This window comes from Microbacterium sp. STF-2 (assembly GCF_034650155.1).
Classification (GTDB): Bacteria; Actinomycetota; Actinomycetes; order Actinomycetales; family Microbacteriaceae; genus Microbacterium; species Microbacterium maritypicum_A.
This window is the reverse complement of record NZ_JARKMW010000001.1, coordinates 1381530-1400482: the sequence shown is the minus strand read 5'-3', so window position 1 is coordinate 1400482 and position 18953 is coordinate 1381530. Positions and strand designations below refer to the sequence as shown.

General features: G+C 69.8%; 22 protein-coding genes. 14 read left to right on the top strand and 8 right to left on the bottom strand.

The window, feature by feature from the left end; translation table 11 throughout:
• The first annotated feature begins 43 nt into the window (after window positions 1–43).
• Window positions 44–247 (top strand): hypothetical protein, encoded by a 204-nt coding sequence (locus MicroSTF_RS06595; protein ID WP_136024181.1) that lies wholly within the window; start codon window positions 44–46, stop codon window positions 245–247.
• 56 nt (window positions 248–303) lie between these two features.
• Here the strand turns inward: MicroSTF_RS06595 and MicroSTF_RS06590 are convergent, their stop codons facing one another.
• The 3 genes from MicroSTF_RS06590 to MicroSTF_RS06580 are packed head-to-tail and all read right to left on the bottom strand — an operon-like array spanning window position 304 to window position 1724.
• On the bottom strand, window positions 304–906 hold the full coding sequence (locus tag MicroSTF_RS06590) for a GNAT family protein (RefSeq protein WP_322954360.1): 603 nt from the start codon (window positions 904–906) through the stop codon (window positions 304–306).
• 8 nt (window positions 907–914) lie between these two features.
• On the bottom strand, window positions 915–1325 hold the full coding sequence (locus MicroSTF_RS06585; protein WP_322956356.1) for a zinc metallopeptidase: 411 nt from the start codon (window positions 1323–1325) through the stop codon (window positions 915–917).
• A gap of 24 nt (window positions 1326–1349) precedes the next feature.
• Window positions 1350–1724 (bottom strand): helix-turn-helix domain-containing protein, encoded by a 375-nt coding sequence (locus MicroSTF_RS06580; RefSeq protein WP_231479904.1) that lies wholly within the window; start codon window positions 1722–1724, stop codon window positions 1350–1352.
• A 94-nt stretch (window positions 1725–1818) separates the two neighbouring features.
• Between MicroSTF_RS06580 and MicroSTF_RS06575 the strand changes: the two genes are divergently transcribed.
• The 3 genes from MicroSTF_RS06575 to MicroSTF_RS06565 are packed head-to-tail and all read left to right on the top strand — an operon-like array spanning window position 1819 to window position 3439.
• Window positions 1819–2049: a helix-turn-helix domain-containing protein gene (locus tag MicroSTF_RS06575; RefSeq protein ID WP_235045227.1), complete on the top strand. Its 231-nt coding sequence runs from the start codon at window positions 1819–1821 to the stop codon at window positions 2047–2049.
• Between the two features lie 32 nt (window positions 2050–2081).
• Entirely contained in the window at window positions 2082–3011 is a 930-nt protein-coding gene (locus MicroSTF_RS06570; RefSeq protein ID WP_416338466.1) for an aldo/keto reductase, read from the top strand.
• A gap of 38 nt (window positions 3012–3049) precedes the next feature.
• The gene (locus tag MicroSTF_RS06565) at window positions 3050–3439 is read left to right on the top strand and encodes a PLDc N-terminal domain-containing protein (protein WP_021199942.1); all 390 of its coding nucleotides are present in this window, start codon (window positions 3050–3052) and stop codon (window positions 3437–3439) included.
• Here MicroSTF_RS06565 and MicroSTF_RS06560 read toward each other — a convergent pair.
• From MicroSTF_RS06560 to MicroSTF_RS06550, 3 genes are read right to left on the bottom strand one after another with little or no spacing between them, the layout of a single operon-like run.
• The gene (locus MicroSTF_RS06560) at window positions 3436–4404 is read right to left on the bottom strand and encodes an epimerase (RefSeq protein WP_322954353.1); all 969 of its coding nucleotides are present in this window, start codon (window positions 4402–4404) and stop codon (window positions 3436–3438) included. The two genes, MicroSTF_RS06565 and MicroSTF_RS06560, sit on opposite strands and share 4 nt — an antisense overlap.
• Complete coding sequence (locus tag MicroSTF_RS06555; RefSeq protein WP_029259582.1) at window positions 4401–5033, bottom strand: DUF4166 domain-containing protein; 633 nt, start codon at window positions 5031–5033, stop codon at window positions 4401–4403. Before MicroSTF_RS06555 ends, MicroSTF_RS06560 begins: the two co-directional genes overlap by 4 nt.
• Window positions 5034–5083: 50 nt before the next feature.
• Window positions 5084–5701, bottom strand: a complete 618-nt coding sequence (locus tag MicroSTF_RS06550) for a helix-turn-helix domain-containing protein (protein WP_322954350.1) — start codon at window positions 5699–5701, stop codon at window positions 5084–5086.
• Between the two features lie 108 nt (window positions 5702–5809).
• On the opposite strand from MicroSTF_RS06550, the gene MicroSTF_RS06545 reads away from it, so the two are divergent.
• Both MicroSTF_RS06545 and MicroSTF_RS06540 read left to right on the top strand, forming a co-directional pair.
• Window positions 5810–6616: a sugar phosphate isomerase/epimerase family protein gene (locus MicroSTF_RS06545; protein WP_029259584.1), complete on the top strand. Its 807-nt coding sequence runs from the start codon at window positions 5810–5812 to the stop codon at window positions 6614–6616.
• Complete coding sequence (locus tag MicroSTF_RS06540) at window positions 6616–7770, top strand: Gfo/Idh/MocA family oxidoreductase (protein ID WP_322954347.1); 1155 nt, start codon at window positions 6616–6618, stop codon at window positions 7768–7770. The genes MicroSTF_RS06545 and MicroSTF_RS06540 overlap by 1 nt, the downstream gene beginning before the upstream one ends.
• Before the next feature lie 114 nt (window positions 7771–7884).
• Here MicroSTF_RS06540 and MicroSTF_RS06535 read toward each other — a convergent pair whose 3' ends face one another.
• Both MicroSTF_RS06535 and MicroSTF_RS06530 read right to left on the bottom strand, forming a co-directional pair.
• Complete coding sequence (locus MicroSTF_RS06535; RefSeq protein WP_136024188.1) at window positions 7885–8856, bottom strand: NYN domain-containing protein; 972 nt, start codon at window positions 8854–8856, stop codon at window positions 7885–7887.
• 2 nt (window positions 8857–8858) lie between these two features.
• Window positions 8859–9845 carry a Gfo/Idh/MocA family protein gene (locus MicroSTF_RS06530; RefSeq protein WP_292766616.1) on the bottom strand — a complete coding sequence of 329 codons (987 nt, stop codon included), beginning with the start codon at window positions 9843–9845 and terminating at the stop codon, window positions 8859–8861.
• A 105-nt stretch (window positions 9846–9950) separates the two neighbouring features.
• On the opposite strand from MicroSTF_RS06530, the gene MicroSTF_RS06525 reads away from it, so the two are divergent.
• The 8 genes from MicroSTF_RS06525 (at window position 9951) to MicroSTF_RS06490 (ending at window position 18943) form a co-directional block, all read left to right on the top strand.
• Window positions 9951–11363 carry an NtaA/DmoA family FMN-dependent monooxygenase gene (locus MicroSTF_RS06525; RefSeq protein ID WP_322954345.1) on the top strand — a complete coding sequence of 471 codons (1413 nt, stop codon included), beginning with the start codon at window positions 9951–9953 and terminating at the stop codon, window positions 11361–11363.
• Between the two features lie 162 nt (window positions 11364–11525).
• Window positions 11526–13160, top strand: a complete 1635-nt coding sequence (locus MicroSTF_RS06520) for a TIGR04028 family ABC transporter substrate-binding protein (protein ID WP_322954343.1) — start codon at window positions 11526–11528, stop codon at window positions 13158–13160.
• A gap of 16 nt (window positions 13161–13176) precedes the next feature.
• On the top strand, window positions 13177–14166 hold the full coding sequence (locus tag MicroSTF_RS06515) for an ABC transporter permease (protein ID WP_322954341.1): 990 nt from the start codon (window positions 13177–13179) through the stop codon (window positions 14164–14166).
• Window positions 14163–15059 (top strand): ABC transporter permease, encoded by an 897-nt coding sequence (locus MicroSTF_RS06510; protein WP_167256070.1) that lies wholly within the window; start codon window positions 14163–14165, stop codon window positions 15057–15059. The genes MicroSTF_RS06515 and MicroSTF_RS06510 overlap by 4 nt, the downstream gene beginning before the upstream one ends.
• On the top strand, window positions 15056–16672 hold the full coding sequence (locus MicroSTF_RS06505; protein WP_322954338.1) for an ABC transporter ATP-binding protein: 1617 nt from the start codon (window positions 15056–15058) through the stop codon (window positions 16670–16672). The genes MicroSTF_RS06510 and MicroSTF_RS06505 overlap by 4 nt, the downstream gene beginning before the upstream one ends.
• Window positions 16669–17709, top strand: coding sequence for a putative FMN-dependent luciferase-like monooxygenase (locus tag MicroSTF_RS06500; RefSeq protein WP_322954336.1), 1041 nt, complete (start codon window positions 16669–16671; stop codon window positions 17707–17709). Before MicroSTF_RS06505 ends, MicroSTF_RS06500 begins: the two co-directional genes overlap by 4 nt.
• Window positions 17706–18338 carry a CMD domain protein gene (locus MicroSTF_RS06495; RefSeq protein ID WP_322954334.1) on the top strand — a complete coding sequence of 211 codons (633 nt, stop codon included), beginning with the start codon at window positions 17706–17708 and terminating at the stop codon, window positions 18336–18338. The genes MicroSTF_RS06500 and MicroSTF_RS06495 overlap by 4 nt, the downstream gene beginning before the upstream one ends.
• Window positions 18335–18943, top strand: a complete 609-nt coding sequence (locus MicroSTF_RS06490; RefSeq protein WP_322954332.1) for an alkylhydroperoxidase domain protein — start codon at window positions 18335–18337, stop codon at window positions 18941–18943. Before MicroSTF_RS06495 ends, MicroSTF_RS06490 begins: the two co-directional genes overlap by 4 nt.
• Window positions 18944–18953: the final 10 nt, after the last annotated feature.

Here is an 18953-nt window from a genome sequence, read left to right as displayed (position 1 = left end):
GTCCGGGCTATCCTGGTAGACGGCACCGACGACAGGAGATCCCGTGATCCTCAGCTTCCTCTTCTTCATGATCCTCTTCATCGGAGGGATCCTGCTGATGGGCATCTCGTTCGGGCTGCCGGCGTTCCAGGCTCTCGCCTTCTGCGGTGGGCTCCTGCTGGTGACCCTGGCCATGGCCTTCATCTTCCGCCAGGGCGGCTCGGCCACCCGCCGGTCGAACAACTGGTCGGGCAACGCCACCGAGTGACTCCCCGCGGTCCGCGGGTCGTCAGGCGTGGCGGCTGACCGCCGACGGTCGACGGTTCACCGTCGTCTGGCGAGCCTCGCTTCGAGGTTCGCCCTGACAGCGGGCCACTCCGGCTCGATGATGGAATACTCCACGCTGTCGCGCAGCGCGCCGTTGCGGTAGCGGCTCATGGTCCGCATGACGCCGTCCTGCTTGGCGCCGAGCCGCTCGATCGCCGTGCGCGACTGGAAGTTCACCCATTGCGTGGTCAGGCCCACGCGGAAGACTCCCAGCGTCTCGAACGCGTGCCGGAGCAGCAGCAGCTTGGACTCGGCATTCGTGCCCGTGCCGTGTGCCGACGGTCGGTTCCACGTGAAGCCGATGTGCAGCCGGGGAACGTCGGCGACGATGTCGTAGTACGACGTGAGTCCCAGGATGCGACCAGTGGCGTCGAACGTCGTGTAAGGGACCATCTCGCCCTTCTCGACGAGCCCGAGCCGGCGCTCGACCTCCGCGGCGACACCATCGGGTGCGGGTACCGAGGTGTACCAGGCCGTCTTCCACAGGTCGCCCTCCTCCACGGCCTCGATCAGTCCATCGACGTGGGCGCGTTCGAGGGGACGGAGTTCGACGAGTTCGCCGGTCAGGGTGACAGGGGAGGGCGTGACGAGGAAGGGCATGACGATATTCAACCAGCGACGAGGATCGTCTGACGCAGCAGCCGCTGGTAGGCCGTGACGAGCTCGATCGTGACCTCCAGCTCGAAGGCCAAGCTCGCGAGATGCGGACCTCGAACCGCTTCTGCTTCCGCGTAGGTGCGCGGCGTGATGAGCTGCGACGCCGCCCATTCATCCGCCTGGCGCTCCTGCTGGGCGCGGATGGCGGGGGTCGGGGCGGGAACGTGGCCGAGAGCGGCGTGTCCGAGCTCGTGCGCGAGCACGCTACGAGTGGTGCGGACGCTCATGCCGGGACTGAGGCGGATCGTGCGAGTCGCGGGGTCGTAGCCCCCGCGCGTTCGACCGGTCCGCTCGACGACGCGAACCCGCTGTTCATCGGCGAGCCGGAGAAGGTGGTGCATGGTCACTCCTCCCGTGCCGATCTCGCGCCGGGAGCGGTGCCCGGCCTATTCGTAGAGGTCGTCGGTGTCGGCGTCGTGGCGGACACCGGATTCGAAGGCGACCTCTCGGGTATCTTCTCGCGGGCCGGCGACATCGGGGGCGCGTCGGATCGGCGTGATGCGCGCGACGGCCTCTCCGTCGGCGCGGAGACGTTCTTCCGCGCGTGCCAGCAGCACGTGGGGTTCGACACCGAGATCGGCGCACACCGCGTAGACGACGGGGACCGGGATCGCACGCTTGCCCGTCACGTAGTTGTCCAGTGCGCTGCGCGCGATCCCGATGGTGCGCGCCATGGCGGCGATGCTGCTGCGCGACGCGGCGATCTCGGCACGCATCTGGCGCCCGACAGCGTCGTTGAAATCCTCGGCAGGTGTCTTCACCCGGCTCACCATAGCAGCGAGACGACGCCAAGATGCTGCCATTCTGGTCCATTCGACCGCCATGCGGGTTCGTTCGTGGCGGTAGTGTAGGCGTATGGGGACAGAATTGCGTCATTTGCTGGCATCCGAAGTCGACGGGGCCCGGTTCCACGCCGGAGTGTCCTTCTCCGAGCTCTCCGCGCGCTCGGGCATCGACCCCGATGCCCTGGGGAATCTGCTCGACGGCATGGAGGACTTCACGGTGGTCGACCTCGCGCGCATCGCCGGAGTCCTCGGCGTTCCGGTCACGGCGCTGATTCCCGGCGCCGCGACCGAAGATTCCTGACGACGTCGGTGCGGGGCGGTAGCGTGATGCGCATGAAGACAGTGCCGTTCGGATCAGCCACCGCCCCCGCCGTGATCGCCGGCATGATGCGCATCGACGACAAGGACGACGCTCACATCCGCACGCTGTACGGCACCGCGCGGACGGCGGGCATCGACTTCTTCGACCACGCCGACATCTACGGCGGCAGCATGCACCATTGCGAGGCGCGGTTCGCCGACGCGTTGCAGCTCACCCCGTCCGAGCGTGACGAGATCGTGCTGCAGACGAAGTGCGGCATCGTGCCCTCGCAGGGGATGTTCGACTTCTCGTACGCGCACATCCTGGCGCAGGTGGAGGGTTCGCTCGCGGCGCTGCGCACGGACCGCCTCGACGTGCTCCTGCTCCACCGCCCCGACGCGCTCGTCGAGCCCGACGAGGTGGCGCGCGCGTTCGACGACCTGGAGCGCTCGGGCAAGGTCAGGGCGTTCGGCGTCTCGAACCACACGCCTCGCCAGATCGACCTCCTCCGCACGGCGGTCCGGCAGCCGCTGGTCGCGAATCAGCTGCAGCTGTCGATCACGCACGCGCCGATCATCGCACAGCCGGTCGCGGCCAACATGGCCGGGCAGGAGCAGAGCGTGGTGCGCGACGGCGGTGGCATCGTGGAGTACTGCCGCATCAACGACATCACGATCCAGGCCTGGTCGCCGTTCCAGGATGGGTTCTCCCACGGGGTGTTCCTCGGCAACCCCGAATACGCGGAACTGAACGCCGTGATCGATCGCCTCGCAGCGGCGTACGACGTCGCGCCGATCGCCATCGCGACCGCGTGGATCACTCGCCACCCCGCCGGTATGCAGGTCGTGCTCGGTACCACCACACCCCGGCGGGTGCAGGACGCGGCGGCCGGAGCCGACATCACGCTCACGCGGCCCGAGTGGTACGAACTGTTCCGCGCAGGCGGGCATCTGCTGCCGTAGCCCGAGCGGCACGGCGCGGCGTCGTCTACCCTGAACTCATGTCGTTCCTGTTCTCGCTCCTCGTCATCGCGCTGATGATCGGTGCACTGATCGACATCATCACGCGGGACAGCTCGCTGGTGAAGTTCCTGCCGAAGCTGGCGTGGATCATCATCGTGATCCTGCTGCCGTTGATCGGTGGCCTGCTGTGGTTCGGGCTCGGGCGTGACTACGGCGAGTCCGGCATCCAGATGCCGCGGATGCGGAGAGCCGAGCGACCCGCGACGCCGACCGATGTGCGTCCGGCGCCACCCAGGGACACCCGCACGACGGAGCAGCAGATCGCCGACCTCGACCGTGAGATCGAGGAGTGGCGATTGCGCCAGGAGATCGAGAAGAAGCGCGGCACCGACGGCGAGGGGCCCGCCGGGGCGGCGAACGCCGGCTAAGCAGCGGGTTCGCGGTCGAACGACTCGCGGATCGCCTCTTCGAGGGTCGGGTATCGGAGCTCGAATCCGGCCGCGGTGAGCTTCTCCGGCAACACCCACCGACTCTTCAAGATCAGCTCGGTCTCGGTGCGCATGCCGATCGCTCCGAGTTCCAGCATCCACCGCGGCATCGGCACACCGATGCGCGCGCCCAGCACCCGACGCACCGTCGCCATGAATTCGACGTTGTCGACCGGGTGCGGAGATGCGGCGTTAACGGGCCCTTCGAGGGAAGGCGTCTGCTCGAGGAACTCGATGATGCGGGCCACGTCTTCGATGTGCACCCAGCTGAAGCGCTGGCGGCCGCGACGGGCGCCGGGGAAGTGGCCGGTGCCTGCGGCCCGACGCGCAGCGCTGACCGGCCATCGTCCGTCGTACTGGGGTCCGCCGAGCCCGAGCCGGGCGAGGTCTTTCACCGGACCGAGGACACCGCCGTGGCCGAGGACGATGGCGCTGCGCAGCGCGACGCGTCGCGTGGAGGGGAGGTCGTCGGCGAACAGGGCCTTCTCCCAGGCCTTGGCGACCTCGACCGAGAACCCGGTGCCGATCTCGCCGGTCGACTCGGTCATGGCACGGTCTTCCGCATGACGGTAGATGGTCGCGGTCGAGGAGTTCACCCAGAGCGCCGGCGGCGTCGAGGCGCGGGCGATCGCGGTGCGCAAGGATGTCGTCGTGTCGAGGCGTGAGCGGAAGATCTCCGCGCGATTCTCCGGTGTGTAACGACAGTTCACGCTCTTGCCGGCCAGGCCGACCACGAGGGCCGCGCCATCGACGGCGCGGTCGATCTCGACCTGGTCGCCCCAGCGGATGTCGGCGCCCGAACGGGAGATCGTGACGACTTCACGGCCCTCGGCGCGGAACCGCGGCAGCAGGAATCTGCCCATGAAACCCGTGGACCCGCCGACCACGACCCGTCCTGCGCTCATGCCATCTGCTCCGTCTCGGAATGGTGGATGCGATAAGTGAAGTCGCCTCGATACTCGTACACGCGGCCCAGCAGCGGCGCGTCGACGGTCAGCGACATGCGCTGACGGTCGAGGGCGTCGTCGAAGCGTTCGGTGAGGCGGATCACGGGGGTGACCGCACGGGGGAGGCGCACCCGAAGGCGTCCGAGACGCAGGCCGACCGCGCGACTGGTGAGGTGCAGGGCCCCGTGGTGGACGTCCACATCGAAGCAGGCGGCGAGGAGGGCGGGCTCTCCGAGCTCGTCGACCACGCGACCGTGTCGCGTGAGTGCGGCCGCGTCGCGCATGGTCCACGCGCCGTGACGAAACTGGAAGGTGCGCTCTCCGATGGCCCTCGACGCGATGGTCCGATTCTCCACGCGGAACGGCACATCGCGCTCCCATCCTGCGGCGACCACCCCGCGGCGCTCGAGCAGCCGGAGCAACGGCCACAGCCATCGCCGCGGGGTGCCGACGCGCCCGAACACCCCTTCGCCGATGCCGACGGCGCCGTCGGGGATCGCCTCGAAGTACGTGCGAAGCCGGGGATGCAGCTCATCGATGCGCTCGCCGAGCGCCCGGGCGTAGGGAGACTGCGGCACGGGCGTCACGTTTCGAGCCTAGCCCGGTCGTCGGGGTCCCGATCCGCGCCACGTCCTGCTCAGGATGCGGGTCGCAGCAGTCGGTCGAGGAGCGCGAGCGCTTCGTGCTGCGGTGCGGTCTCGTCGAGCAGCCACTGCGTCTGCAAGCCGTCGGATGCCGCGACGACGAGGGCGGCGACCGCATCCGCGTCGATATCGTCGCGGATCCGGCCGTCCTCCTGCTGGCGACGGACGACGTCGGCGAGTCGGGCGCGGAGGCGGCTGAAGCGACCGGTGGCGAACGTGCGGGCCGCCGGGTGTCCCTCTTCGAGAGCGGTGGCGACGAGGGTCGAGTAGAGCTGGACGAGGCCGGGGATCGCGCGGTTGGTCCGCGCGGATTCGATCATCATCTCCACCGGTGTCGCATCCTCCGGGGGAGAGCTGGACTGACGGGACGGGACCGTGCTCTCCTCGTAGACGGCGACGAGGAGCTCTTCCAGCGAGCCGAAGTAGTGCGTGAGCGCCGCATGGGTGACCCCGACCTCGCGAGCGATCGCCCGCAGGCTCGTGCGGTCCGCGCCGCGCTCGGCGAAGACCTCGATCGCGCGATCGAGGATCTCCTGTCGTCGAGCGATCCCCTTGGCGTACGCGCCGCGTGGGCGGGGAGGATCGGCGTGATCGGACGTGTCGGGGGGCATGTGGCGAGTCTAGTCAATCAAAACTTCCGCATGGAGGTATTTGGTGATAGCGTGCCTGCACGGGACAGCGGTCCCGCCACGTCACCGATGACCGAAGGAGCACGACCGATGACGATTCGGACTTCCCTGCAGCTGTTCACGATCAAGGACGAGCTGGAGGCCGACCTCGAATCCTCCCTGGCGGCGGTCGCCGCCCGCGGATTCACCGCCGTGGAGCCCTATGACTTCGTCCGCCGCGCCGAGCCCCTCGCTGCCGCACTGTCCACCGCCGGGTTGGTCGCCCCGTCCGGCCACGCCTTCCTGGCGTCGGAGTCGTTCGTGAACCCCGACGGCAGCGGCACCACGGTGCCGGTGCCGTCACCCGCTGAGGTCTTCGCCGCAGCGAAGGTGCTCGGCATGGACACGGTCATCGATCCCTACACCGAGCCCGCGCGCTGGGAGTCGGTCGAGCAGATCGAGCAGACCGCGCGACTGCTGAACGAGGCGGCGGAGATCGGTGCGACCGTGGGCGTGCGCGTCGGATACCACAACCACGCACACGAGCTGGAGGCCGAGTTCGACGGCGTCACCGGATTGGAGGTCCTCGCGGGCCTCCTCGACGAGCGCGTCGTGCTCGAGGTCGACCTGTACTGGGTCGCCCGCGGCGGCGTCGACCCCGTCGCGCTGCTCGAGCGTCTGGGCAGCCGCGTCGTGGCCGTGCACGCCAAGGACGGCACGCTCGACCCCGCGCTCGCCGGCGCCTACCCGCCCGCCGACCAGGTGGCCGCGGGCGAAGGATCCGTTCCGCTCGTCGAGGCCATCGCCGCGGCTCCGGCCCTCGAGCTCGCGATCGTGGAGTTCGACCACTACGAGGGCGACCTGTTCGACGCCATCGAGCGCAGCCGGGTGTACCTCGACGAGAAGGTCGCCGGCTGATGGTGGGCGACACCCGTTCGTTCGAGGACGGCCCCGTCGGCGTCGGCATTATCGGCGCCGGGAACATCAGCGATCAGTACCTGTCGAACCTCACAACGTTCCCGGATGTGCGCGTCCTCGCGATCGGCGACCTGCTCGATGACCGCGCGCAGGCGCAAGCCGAGAAATACGGCGTCCCGCGCTCCGGAGGCGTCGACGCGGTGCTCGCCGATCCGGAGATCGACATCGTCGTGAACCTCACGATCCCTGCCGTGCACGTCGAGGTGTCCGAGGCGATCATCGCGGCGGGCAAGCATGTCTGGACCGAGAAGCCGATCGGCGTGAGCCGTGAGGAGTCCCGCCGACTGCTGGAGAAGGCGGATGCGGCCGGTCTCCGCATAGGAGTCGCCCCCGATACCGTGCTCGGACCGGGTGTGCAGACGGCGAAGCGGGCGATCGCGCGCGGCGACATCGGCCGTCCGCTGTTCGCGCAGACCACGTTCCAGTGGTCGGGACCGGAGATCTTCCACCCGAACCCCGCATTCCTGTACGCCAAGGGCGCGGGCCCGCTGCTCGACATGGGCCCCTACTATGTATCGGCTCTCGTGCACGTCTTCGGCCCGGTCGCCTCGGTCGCGGCCCTCGGGCTGCAGGGGACGCCGACGCGGCGTGTGCAGGTCGGCGAGTTGGCCGGTCAGGAGTTCCCGGTCGAGATCCCGTCGACCCTGAGCGTGCTGATGGACTTCGAGCAGGGAGGCCAGGCGCAGAGCGTCTACAGCACCGACTCGCCCGTCATCCGGCAGGGGATCGTCGAGATCACCGGCACCGAGGGCACGATCGTGATCCCCGACCCGAACACCTTCGGCGGCGCGATCTCGATCACCCGACCGCTCACGCGTCTGTTCATCCCACCGGAGCCCGTCCAGCAGGACATCATCGACGTCGAGCAGGAGGGTGTGCTCTCCGGCCGCGGCGTGGGGCTGCTCGACATGGCACGCTCGATCGCCGCCGGTCGCCCGCACGTGGCGACGGGGGAGTTCGGCTACCACGTGCTCGACACGCTGCTGTCGATCGAGGAGGCCGCCGAATCGCGCAGCTTCGTCGAGGTCGAGAGCACGCTCGATCAGGTCGGTTCGATCGCCTCTGACTTCGACCCGTTCGAAGCGACGCTCTGATCGCAGCCGGTGGCGGCGGCGGTGGCGGCGGCGGAGGTTCGGATCACCGAGCCTTCGTCGCCACCGACCGGATCAGGGGGCAGGTTCGCGCGTGCTGATCAGGCAGCGCGTCGATCAGGCGGCGGGCTCGCGCAGACGGACGAGTCGCTCGTGCCCGGTCTCCTCCAGTTCGGCGATGTCGTCGCGCGACTTCAGGAAATCGGAGAACGAGCGGTAGCCGAGGGCCTTCTCGCTGAAAGACGGATCCATGCGGCGCATGTGCGTCTTGACCGCTGAGCTGTGCAGCCACTCGTCGGCGTCGGCCTTGTCGTGGCCGAGACGCAGCGCGCGTTCGAGCAGTTGGGTCGCCTCGCCCTGCTCGTCGAGCTTGGGCTCCTCGACCTTGGGTGCGGCCGCCTTCGACTTCGCCCGGCGCGGGGTCTTCGCCTTGACCGCGTCCGCGACATCGGGCACAGCCTCGGGCGCGGGCTCCGCGACGGCCTCGGCCTTCGCGGCGACGGCGGGCGCCGCCTTCACGGGGCGGACCACACCGGGAAGCGAGTCGTAGGATTCGAACTCGTCGCACGCGGCGGCCAGCGACTTGGCTGTGGAGCCCGACACTCCGACGCCGATCACGTAGCGTCCGAGACGCTTGCACCGCTGAGCCAGCGGCACGTAGTCGCTGTCGCCCGCCACGATCACGACGTGCGTGAGGTCGGGCAACCGGAACATGTCCTCGACCGCATCGACGGCGAGGCGGATGTCGGCGCCGTTCTTGGCGTAGGCAGCTGCCGGGAACAGCTGCACGAGGTCGACGGCGCGCGCCACGAGCTGCGAACGGTACTCGGCGTTCACGGGAGACGACCAGTCGGCGTAGGCCCTCGTGAGCACCAGGGTGCCGAACGAGGCCGCGTAGTCGATGATGGCGCCGACCTCGATCATCGCGCGACTCAGCCGGTCGGTGACCTCAGGATCGTTCGGGTTCTCGCTGATCCGCTGACGGTCCTTGCCGTAGGCGTTGCGTCCGTGCACGCGGTCGTACCAGGAGATGACGATGTTGTCGAAGTCGAGGTAGACGGCCACGCGGGCATCGGTGGTCTCGGCCATGATCAGACCTCCTCACGGGGATAGCGGACGCCGATCTGCGCTCTGATCTCGTCGAGAGTGCCCATGATGGCGACGCTCTCGGCGATGGGCAGGATGTCGCCCTCGAGGATGCCGTCGCGGACGAGCCGCTCGGCGGCGAGTGCCTGGTACTGCATCCCGCGGCCCTCGACCTCGGACGTGTAGGTCTCGTGAACGGTGCCGTCGGCGAGGACGACCCGGAACGTGGTCGGGCTGTACCAGACCGTATCGATGTCGATGCGGGCGGCCGTGCCGATGATGCTCGCGACGTTGGGTCCGGCGGCGCGCGACGACGACAGACTGGTCGAGATCGCTCCGCCCTCGTGCGTCATGACGGTCGCGACCTCGGAGTCGGCTCCGGTCTCCACGAGCCGGCCGACGGCGTGGAGCGTGGTCGGTGCACCGAGGATGTCCCAGATGAAGGAGATCGGGTAGATCCCGAGGTCGAGGAGCGCGCCGCCGCCGAGCTCGAGGGCATTGAGGCGGTGGGTGGGGTCGGAGGGCAGCAGCTGCGTGTGGTCGGCGCTCACCGCGCGGATCTCGCCGAGGACGCCGTCGGCGATGAGCTCGCGGATGCGGACCATGTGCGGCAGGTAACGGGTCCACATCGCCTCCATGACGAGCAGGCCGCGTTCGGCCGCAAGCGCCTGCAGATCCTCCGCCTCCGCGCGGTTCAGCGTGAACGCCTTCTCGGCGAGCACGTGCTTGCCGTTCTCGAGCGCGAGCCGGGCGTTCTCGTGATGCATGGGGTGCGGCGTCGACACGTAGATGATGTCGACGTCGGGATCGGACACCAGCGCCTCGTACGAGGGGTGCGCGCGGGGGATGTCGAAGCGGGCGGCGAACGCGTCCGCCGACTCCTGCGAGCGGGACCCGACGGCCACGAGGTCGAGCCCCGCGGTTCTCAGATCGGACGCGAATGCGCCGGCGATACCGCCGGTCGCGAGGATTCCCCACCGAAGACCTGTCATGGTCTCAGCGTAGGGGGTGTGCCGGCTGTGACGGACTGTTACATCCCGTGACGCCCGGCATCGGCGCCCTGGCAGCGGAGGCTCGACGGCTCCTACCGTGACGCCATGACCGAACCCCTCATCATCGGCGCCATGGTGCGCACCCTGGGCGCGTACCCCTCGGGCTGGCGGCAGCCCGGCGCGCATCGTGATCCCGCGTCCGACGCCGACATCCTGCGGCACATCGCGCGGGAGGGGGAGGACGCCGGCCTCGACTACCTCTTCTTCGGGGACTGGCTCGCCACCGGCCCGGATCTGGAGTTCCGCGACCCGTACCTGCTGGCCCGCATCGATCCCGTGAGCGCCGTGCTCTTCCTCGCGGGGGTGACCTCGCGGATCGGCCTGATCGCCACGGTCAACACCACGTACGCCGACCCGTACACGACGGCACGCTCGCTGGCGTCCCTCGACGTGCTCACCCGAGGCCGTGCCGGGATCAACCTCGTCACCGGCGCCGAGCCGCGTGCAGCGGGCAACCACGGCCGCGAGGCGCACGCCGACAACGAGTCCCGCTACGACCGGGCGGAGGAGTTCGTCGAGGCACTGCGCCGACTGTGGGACTCGTGGGGCGAGGACGCCTGGATCGCCGACGCCGACCGCGGGGTGCTGATCGACCCGGAGGCACTCCGCGCCGCCGACCTGCGGGGAACGCAGGTGCGCGTCACGGGACCGCTCAACGTCGCCCGCCCGCCGCAGGGACAGATCCCGATCGTGCACGCGGGGACGTCGCCGCGCTCCAGGGCGCTCGCGGCCACCGAAGCCGATCTCGCGCTGACGGCCGCGCCCACGCTGGCCGATGCGATCGCGACCCGTCGACTGCTGCGTGACATCGCGGCGGAATCCGGACGATCGCCGGATGCGCTGAAGGTGATCGCCCCGGTGCTTCCCGTCGTCGCGGACACGGATGCCGACGCGCGACGCATCGTGGAGCGGCTGCTCGCCCTGGTGCCGCTGGCCGAGGGGCACCAGGCGGCCAGAACGGCGTTCCCGTCGAATCGCACCGTCGCCGCGCTCGCCGATGCATTCGACGTCCCGCTCGACGACCCGCTGCGCACCTCGACCTTCGACGCGCCCGTGACCTCTGCGGAGGCCCTGCGGCTGGGAGAGCGCGGCGCCGCGCTGATCGAGCGCCTCGGCATCATCGCCGGGCTGCGCGTCTCCGCATCGAACGTCTCGGGATCGGGCATCGGGAACGGCGATCCGCTCACATGGCGGCACCTGGTCGCCGCGCATGCGGTGCCGGCGGCGTTCGTCGTGGGAGACGCGGCGACGATCGCCGACCATTTCGAGACCTGGCGTGAGGAGGGCGCCGCGGACGGGTTCAACGTGCTGTCGGCGTTCCAGCCCGCGCAGTTCGAGGCTTTCACGCGACAGGCGGCTCCCGAGCTGCGTCGTCGCGGCCTGCTGCGAGACGCGCAGGAGAGCACCCGAGCGACCCTCCGCGACCGTCTGCGCATTTCCTCGTATGTCGACGCGTGACCACGCGTGTCGCCACGCGACATCCGGAGTCGGCCACCTCGCGCCGGAGGAACCGCGATTCCTACGGTGAAGTCACCTCACCACAGCACCAGAAGCACACCACAGCACCCGAAGCACCGCACAGCACCCGAAGCACCGCACCCGAATCCTGGAGGCCCACCCATGAACCGTCGTCTCATCCGCGCCGCGGCCATCGCGCTGCCGCTCGTCCTCGCGGGCAGCCTCGCCGCCTGCGCGTCGACGCCCGCACCGGCGAACTCGCCTGCCGAAGGCGGCGACCCCGTCACGGGAGGAACGCTCACCTACCTCGAGCACCAGGCGTACACGAACCTCTACCCGCCGCAGGCCGGCTTCTACCCGAACGGCGGCATCGTGAACAACATCGCGGCCCGTCTCACCTGGCAGAATCCGGAAACGCTCGAGATCGAGCCCTGGATCGCCTCCGACTGGACCGTGAACGACGACGCCACCGAGTACACGTTCAACCTGAACCCCGACGTCACGTTCTCGGACGGCACGGTGCTCGACGCCGCGGCCGTGAAGAAGAACTTCGACACCTACGGGCTGGGCGATGCCGAGCGGGGACTCACTGTCTCCGAGGCGATCAACAACTACGCCAGCAGTGTGGTGGTCGACGAGGACACCGTCACGTTCCATTTCTCGGCGCCGTCGCCCGGGTTCCTGCAGGCGACCTCGACGATCAACTCGGGCCTCCTGTCGCCTGCGACCCTTGACGGCACGATCGAGGACTTCGGTGCGGGCAACGCGGCCGAGATCATCGGCTCGGGGCCGTTCACCGTCACGGGAGAGAAGCTCGGCACCGAGTACACGCTCACCGCCCGCGACGACTACGACTGGGGCCCCGACAGCGTCGACAACGACGGTCGCCCCTACCTGGATGCCGTGCACGTGCTGATCACGCCGGAGGACTCGGTGCGCATCGGCTCGCTGCTCGCAGGCCAGGCCGACTACGTCCGCTACGTGCAGGCGTTCGACGAGGACCGCGTCGAGGGGGCCGGCTTCACGCTCTACGCCCCGCAGACCCGCGGCGTGAACAACTCGATCGCCCTCCGCCCCGAGAACCCGCTGCTCTCCGACATCCGCGTCCGGCAGGCGATCATCTCCGCCGTGGATGCGCAGGAGGTCGTGGACACGCTCTTCACCGAGAACTACCCGGTGGCGACCTCGGTGCTGTCCTCTCAGGCCCTCGGCTACAAGGACGAGTCGGAGCACTACGAGTACGACCCGAAGAAGGCCGAGAAGCTGCTCGACGAGGCCGGATGGAAGCCCGGTGCCGACGGCATCCGCGAGAAGGACGGCGAGCGTCTCGCGATCACGGTCTACGAGGCGAAGCCCCAGCCCCTGTCGAAGCAGACCCTCGAACTCGTCGCGCAGCAGCTGGCGAAGGTGGGTGTCGAGCTCTCCGTCAAGCCCGGCGACGCCGGCAGCTACGCCGAAGACACCCGTGACCCGCTGAAGACCGGCTTCTACCACTCGATGGTCGGCCGGGCGGATCTCGACGTGATCAAGAGCCAGTACTTCACGAAGAACCGCGACGTGCTCATCTCGAAGGATGCGAAGCTCGACGAGCTGCTCCTCGCGGTGGCCTCCGAGCCCGACGCCGACAAGCGCGTCGCCGCGTCGCAGGCCGTGCAGGATTACATCGCCGAGCAGGCCTACGTCATCCCGCTGTTCGAGGAGCCGCAGGTGTACGGCACGGCGACATATGTGCACGGCGTCGCGTTCGAGTCGGTGGGGCGCCCGACGTTCTCCGGCGTCTGGCTCTCCGAGCACTGATCGGCATGGTGCGTCGATGAATTTCGTCCTCCGACGAGCCGGGCAGGCCGCGATCGTTCTGATCGCGGCCTTCACGGCCACCTTCTTCCTGCTGCAGCTGTTGCCGGGCGATGCGATCCTGATCAAGTTCTCCGACCCCAGCCTCGGGCTGTCGCCGGATCAGCTCGACAGCATCCGCGCCACGTACGGTGCCGACCTGCCCTGGTGGCAGCAGTACGTGCACGCAGGGCTCGGCTTCCTCGCCGAGGACTTCGGATTCTCGACGCAGTTCGGCACGCCGGTGTTGGCGATGCTCGCCGAGGCGCTGCCGGCGACACTGCTGCTCGCGTCGCTCGGACTCCTCGTCGCGCTGCTGCTGGCGGTCCTGATCGCGGGGCTCTCGTCCCTCGCGCCGTTCGCCTGGCTGCGTGATGGTCTGCGCCAGATCCCCGGACTCTTCGTCGCCGTGCCGGTGTTCTGGCTGGGCATCCTGCTCATCCAGGTGTTCTCTTTCGGACTCGGCTGGGTGCCGATCGTCGGGGCCGACCCGGCGAGCGGGCTCATCCTCCCCGTGCTGACCCTCGCGGTGCCGATCTCGGCGCCCTTGGCGCAGGTGCTGGTCCGGGCGATCGATCAGGTGCAGGCGCAGCCGTTCGTCACGATGGTGCGCGCGAAGGGCGCGCCGCCGCTCTGGGTGCTCACGCGTTCGGTCGCCCGCAACGCCGCGGTGCCGACGTTGACCATCGCCGGCGTGCTGTTCGGCGAGCTCGTCGGGGGAGCGGTCGTGACCGAGACCGTGTTCGGTCGCACGGGAGTGGGCAGGCTCACGGAGCAGGCCGTCGCGAACCAGGACATCCCGGTGCTGCAGGGCGTCGTGCTGCTCTCGGCTCTCGGTTTCGTGGTCATCAGCTTCGCGGTCGACCTCGTCACCCCGCTCATCGACCCGCGCCAGCGGACGCTCACGCGCTCCCGCCCATCCGCCGCGTTCGCCGCCTCGAAGCCCGCACCTCAGGAGGTGTCTGCATGACCGCTCCCGTGATCGCCGAGACGAGCGTCGAGCCCGGAGCCGTGCCGGCACCGATCCCTCAGGAGCAAGCGCCGGCACCTCGGCGGCGTGGTCGTCTGCGCGGCCGCGCCTGGGGCCTGTATCTGGCGCTCGCCGTCGTGGCGCTCGCCGTGCTCTGGGCAGTCATCCCCGGGGTGTTCGCCCCCGGCGACCCGCTCACCGGCGTACCGGCCGACAAGCTGCTGCCGCCGAGCGCCGCCCACTGGTTCGGAACCGACACCCTCGGACGCGACCTGTTCGGACGCGTCGTCCATGGCGCGGTGCATTCGCTCTCCGGCGCGCTGATCGCGGTCACGGTCGGCCTCGCGCTCGGCACGGTGCTGGGCGCGATCGCCGGGGCCGTGGGCGGTGTGGTCGATGACGTGCTCATGCGCGTCGTCGACGTGCTCCTCGCGATCCCCGGGCTCCTGCTGTCGCTGTCGGTCATCATCCTGCTCGGATTCGGCACCGTCAATGCCGCCATCGCGGTCGGTCTCGGCAGCGTCGCCGCCTTCGCCCGGCTGATGCGCGCCGAGGTCGCCCGCGTGCGGCGCACCGAGTACGTCGAGGCGGCCTTCGGCAGCGGCGCCACCTTCTTCGCGGTGCTGCGTCGGCATGTGCTGCCCAATTCGCTCACACCCATCGTGGCGCTCGCTGCGCTGCAGTTCGGCACCGCGATCCTGGCGATCTCGACTCTCGGCTTCCTCGGCTACGGCGCCCCGCCGCCCACCCCGGAATGGGGGCTGCTGATCGCCGAAGGACGCAACTACGTGGGGACCGCCTGGTGGCTCACGGCACTTCCCGGTCTCGTCGTCGTCGCGGTCGTGCTCAGCGCCAACCGCATCAGCCACCGCATCGGAAGGGGGACGCGATGAGCGTTCTGGCTGCGACGGATCTGCGGATCTCCTACGGGGGTCGCGAAGTCGTGCACGGCATCTCGTTCGAGATCGAGGAGGGCGAGACCCTCGCGCTCGTCGGCGAGTCGGGATCGGGCAAGTCCACGACCGCTCATGCGCTCCTCGGTCTGCTTCCGGCCGGCGGGAAGGTCGATGGCGGGACCGTGGCACTCGGAGACCTCGACATCTCCGGATGGACCGATCGCGCGCTGCGGGGCATCCGCGGCGCGGAGATCGGCCTCGTGCCGCAGGACCCCACGACCTCGCTCGATCCGGTGCGTCCGATCGGCGCGCAGGTCGAGGAGATCCTGCGCCTGCACGGACACCGGGACCGGCGTTCGCGTCGCGCGCGTGCGATCGAGCTGCTCGACCGCGTCGGCATCGACGATCCGGACCTGCGGGCGCGCCAGTACCCGCACGAGCTCTCCGGCGGTATGCGGCAGCGCGTGCTGATCGCGACCGCGATCGCCCTGCAGCCGCGCCTGCTGATCGCGGACGAACCGACCAGCGCCCTCGATGCCACGGTGCAGCGCAAGGTGCTCGACCTGCTCGACGAGCTGCAACGTGAGGAGGGCACCAGCATCCTGCTCGTGACCCACGACCTCGGTGTGGCCGCCGATCGCGCGGAAAGGCTGGTCGTGCTCAAAGACGGCCGGATCGTGGAGCAGGGCCCGAGCGCAGCGGTGCTCGCTGCGCCGTCCGACCCGTACACGCGGCAGCTGCTCGCCGATGCTCCTGCATTCACGACCGGATTCCGCCGCCCGGAGGCGCCGCCGTTCCTGCGGGACGCGGCGGCCGTCGCCGCGGAGAACCCCTATGCGATCGCGGCCGAGGGGCTCGTGAAGGAGTTCCGCGTCGCGGGGCGCGAGCGCTTCCGCGCGGTCGACGACGTCTCGTTCCGTGTGCGTCGGGGCACCACTCACGCTCTCGTCGGGGAGTCCGGGTCAGGCAAGACGACCACGGCGCGGCTGGTCACGCGCTTCCATCAGCCCGACGCCGGCACGATCGAGGTCGACGGCGAAGACGTGACCCACGCGAAGCGCGAACAGCTGCGCGCGCTGCGCCGACGCGTGCAACTCGTCTACCAGAACCCGTTCGCCTCGTTGGATCCTCGTCAGCACATCATCGACATCGTGGCGGAGCCGCTGCAGAACTTCCGCGTCGGATCGAGCGCCGAGCGCCGAGAGCGGGCGCTGGCCCTCCTCGACCGGGTCTCGCTCCCGGCCGACGTCGCGAGGCGCACTCCGCGCGAGCTCTCGGGTGGCCAGCGACAGCGCGTCGCGATCGCCAGGGCGCTCGCGATCGATCCGGAGGTCGTGGTGCTCGACGAGGCGGTGTCGGCACTGGACGTGACCGTGCAGGCGCGCATCCTCGAGCTGCTCACCTCGCTGCAGTCCGAGCTCGGGCTCACGTACCTGTTCATCTCGCACGACCTCGCGGTGGTGCGCAGGATCAGCCACACGGTCTCGGTGATGCGTCGTGGCCGGATCGTCGAGGAAGGGCAGACGGAGGAACTCTTCCGCGACCCGCAGCACGACTACACCCGGGAGCTGCTCGCCGCTGTCCCCGGACGAACGGAGACCGTCGTATGACCACCGCACCCACCGTCGCCTTCTTCACCCGCCTGCTCGACGACTCTGCACCTGTCGAAAGGTATGCGCTCGCGACCGCGCAGATCCAGCAGGCCGAGCGGCACGGGATCGGGAGGGCCTGGGTCGCCCAACACCACTTCCACGCGGCCGAGGGCGGGCTGCCGTCCCCTCTGGTGTTCCTCGCCCACGTGGCCGCCGTGACCCGCGGCATCCGGCTCGGAACCGGGGTCATCACCCTGCCGCTGGAGGATCCGGTGCGGGTGGCCGAAGATGCCGTGGTCGCTGATCTGCTCTCCGGGGGGCGCGTGGATCTGGGACTCGGCAGCGGGGGGACACCGTCGTCGTTCGTGCCCTTCGGGGAGGACGTGCGCGACAAGGCACCGACCTACGACCGCAAGCTGCGCACGCTGCTCGACGGGCTGGCGGGTCGCGACATCGGGGCGGGCAACACGCTCTACCCGGATGCCGGAGATCTCGCCGACCGCATCTGGCAGGCCACCTTCTCGGCGCCCGGTGGGCACCGCGCCGGGGTGCACGGGCACGGACTGCTGCTCTCGCGCACGCAGCCTCGCCGCGCCGACCGGCTGCACGCACCGCTCTCCGAACTGCAGGATCCGATCATCGACGCGTACCTCGAGGCGCTTCCGGCCGGGGTGGAGCCGAGGATCACCGCGTCGCGGACGGTGTTCGTCGCGGACGACCGCGCCGATGCACTGCGGTTCGCCGAGGTCGGGCTGCGCCGGGCGGCGGAGGGCTTCCGCCGACAGGGGCAGACCATCCCCGGAGACAGCATCGACGAGTTGATCGCCGCTCTCGACACGCACCTGGGCACGCCCGAGGAGGTGGCGGAGTCGCTCGCCGCCGACACCACCCTCGCCCGCGCGACCGAGGTGGCCTTCCAGGTGCACTCGGTCGACGCCCCGCACGAGCACGTGCTGCGATCCATCGCCCTCTTCGCCGATGAGGTCGCGCCGGCCCTCGGCTACGCACTCAGCCCTTCCGCCCCAGACACCCTCACCATCAAGGAGAACGCATGACCGACGACATCGTGGACCGCATCGTGGAGGTGACGCCGGAGCTGGATGCGCTGCGCCGTCGTCGGCCGGTCACCCGAGAGCAGTTGCAGGCGAGCTTCGACGCACTCTTCCGACCGGTCACGGTCGAACACGTCTCGCAGGCGGAGCGCGAGCTCGTCGCCGCCTTCGCGACGGGGCTCGCCGGAGCGGATGACGCGACCGCGGTGTTCTATGCCGACCGCGCACAGGACGCGGATCCGGAGACCGCGAGCGTCGTGCTCACCGAGGCCGCCGGCGCGGCCGTCAGCGGACCCTTCGGCGCGTACACCGAGCTGGGGCTGCAGGAGGAGAACACGGAGGGGGAGCGGTACGTGCCCTCCGACGCGGTCACCGCGGTCATCGGTGAGCGCCTCGCCGCCGCCCTCGCACACACGCACCTGCTCGTGTTCCGGCCCCGCGAGGCCTCGGGAGCCGACCTCGGGCGGCTGCTCGACGCCGGGTGGTCGACCGACGGGATCGTGACGCTGTCGCAGCTGGTGTCGTTCCTCGCCTTCCAGCAGCGTGTCGTCACCGGACTCCGCGTGCTCGGGGCCGCGGGGCTGGCGGCCGCTCCCGATACCGCCGTCTCCGAGGAAGAGGAAGCCGCATGACCATCGAACAGACCGTGCTCCGGCACGACGACGCCCCGCACCCGCACGCCTTCACCCGCGGGGAGGTCGGCTGGGTCCCGCACCTGGACCCCCTCGCGGAAGACGAGCTGACCGCGCGGCACTACGACGGTCTCGTCGACGCCTCACGGGCGAAGAACGACTACTTCCGACTGCTCGCCCGCGACCCCGAGGTGCTCAGGGCGCGGACCCTCGTCGACAAGGACATCTTCTACAACGCGGCCGAGGGGCTCCCGCGTGCCGACCGCGAGCTGGCGGCCACGGCGGCATCCCGCCGCAACGGCTGCGTGTTCTGCGCCTCGGTGCACTCGCGGTTCGCCGCACACCACAGCAAGCGCGTCGACGACGTCGACCTGCTGCTCGACGAGGGCGTCGATGCCGACCTGGGCGAGCGGTGGAACGCGATCGTCGCGGCATCCGTCGCGCTCACCGATACCCCCAGCGCATTCGGCGAGGAGGAGATCGGGCGGCTGCGCGCGGCAGGGCTCGACGATCTGGAGGTCGCCGACGTGATCCACGGTGCCGCGTTCTTCAACTGGGCGAACCGGCTGATGCTGTCGATCGGACGGCCGGTGGCTCCGGCCTGACCCGGAGCCC

What these genes read in the sequence shown, in the direction of transcription:
- MicroSTF_RS06590 (WP_322954360.1), bottom strand. Translation starts at nt 906, where the DNA reads ATGCCCTTCCTCGTCACGCCCTCCCCTGTCACCCTGACCGGCGAACTC.
- MicroSTF_RS06575 (WP_235045227.1), top strand. Translation starts at nt 1,819, where the DNA reads ATGGGGACAGAATTGCGTCATTTGCTGGCATCCGAAGTCGACGGGGCC.
- MicroSTF_RS06570 (WP_416338466.1), top strand. Translation starts at nt 2,082, where the DNA reads ATGAAGACAGTGCCGTTCGGATCAGCCACCGCCCCCGCCGTGATCGCC.
- MicroSTF_RS06565 (WP_021199942.1), top strand. Translation starts at nt 3,050, where the DNA reads ATGTCGTTCCTGTTCTCGCTCCTCGTCATCGCGCTGATGATCGGTGCA.
- MicroSTF_RS06560 (WP_322954353.1), bottom strand. Translation starts at nt 4,404, where the DNA reads ATGAGCGCAGGACGGGTCGTGGTCGGCGGGTCCACGGGTTTCATGGGC.
- MicroSTF_RS06550 (WP_322954350.1), bottom strand. Translation starts at nt 5,701, where the DNA reads ATGCCCCCCGACACGTCCGATCACGCCGATCCTCCCCGCCCACGCGGC.
- MicroSTF_RS06545 (WP_029259584.1), top strand. Translation starts at nt 5,810, where the DNA reads ATGACGATTCGGACTTCCCTGCAGCTGTTCACGATCAAGGACGAGCTG.
- MicroSTF_RS06540 (WP_322954347.1), top strand. Translation starts at nt 6,616, where the DNA reads ATGGTGGGCGACACCCGTTCGTTCGAGGACGGCCCCGTCGGCGTCGGC.
- MicroSTF_RS06535 (WP_136024188.1), bottom strand. Translation starts at nt 8,856, where the DNA reads ATGGCCGAGACCACCGATGCCCGCGTGGCCGTCTACCTCGACTTCGAC.
- MicroSTF_RS06530 (WP_292766616.1), bottom strand. Translation starts at nt 9,845, where the DNA reads ATGACAGGTCTTCGGTGGGGAATCCTCGCGACCGGCGGTATCGCCGGC.
- MicroSTF_RS06525 (WP_322954345.1), top strand. Translation starts at nt 9,951, where the DNA reads ATGACCGAACCCCTCATCATCGGCGCCATGGTGCGCACCCTGGGCGCG.
- MicroSTF_RS06520 (WP_322954343.1), top strand. Translation starts at nt 11,526, where the DNA reads ATGAACCGTCGTCTCATCCGCGCCGCGGCCATCGCGCTGCCGCTCGTC.
- MicroSTF_RS06515 (WP_322954341.1), top strand. Translation starts at nt 13,177, where the DNA reads ATGAATTTCGTCCTCCGACGAGCCGGGCAGGCCGCGATCGTTCTGATC.
- MicroSTF_RS06510 (WP_167256070.1), top strand. Translation starts at nt 14,163, where the DNA reads ATGACCGCTCCCGTGATCGCCGAGACGAGCGTCGAGCCCGGAGCCGTG.
- MicroSTF_RS06505 (WP_322954338.1), top strand. Translation starts at nt 15,056, where the DNA reads ATGAGCGTTCTGGCTGCGACGGATCTGCGGATCTCCTACGGGGGTCGC.
- MicroSTF_RS06500 (WP_322954336.1), top strand. Translation starts at nt 16,669, where the DNA reads ATGACCACCGCACCCACCGTCGCCTTCTTCACCCGCCTGCTCGACGAC.
- MicroSTF_RS06495 (WP_322954334.1), top strand. Translation starts at nt 17,706, where the DNA reads ATGACCGACGACATCGTGGACCGCATCGTGGAGGTGACGCCGGAGCTG.
- MicroSTF_RS06490 (WP_322954332.1), top strand. Translation starts at nt 18,335, where the DNA reads ATGACCATCGAACAGACCGTGCTCCGGCACGACGACGCCCCGCACCCG.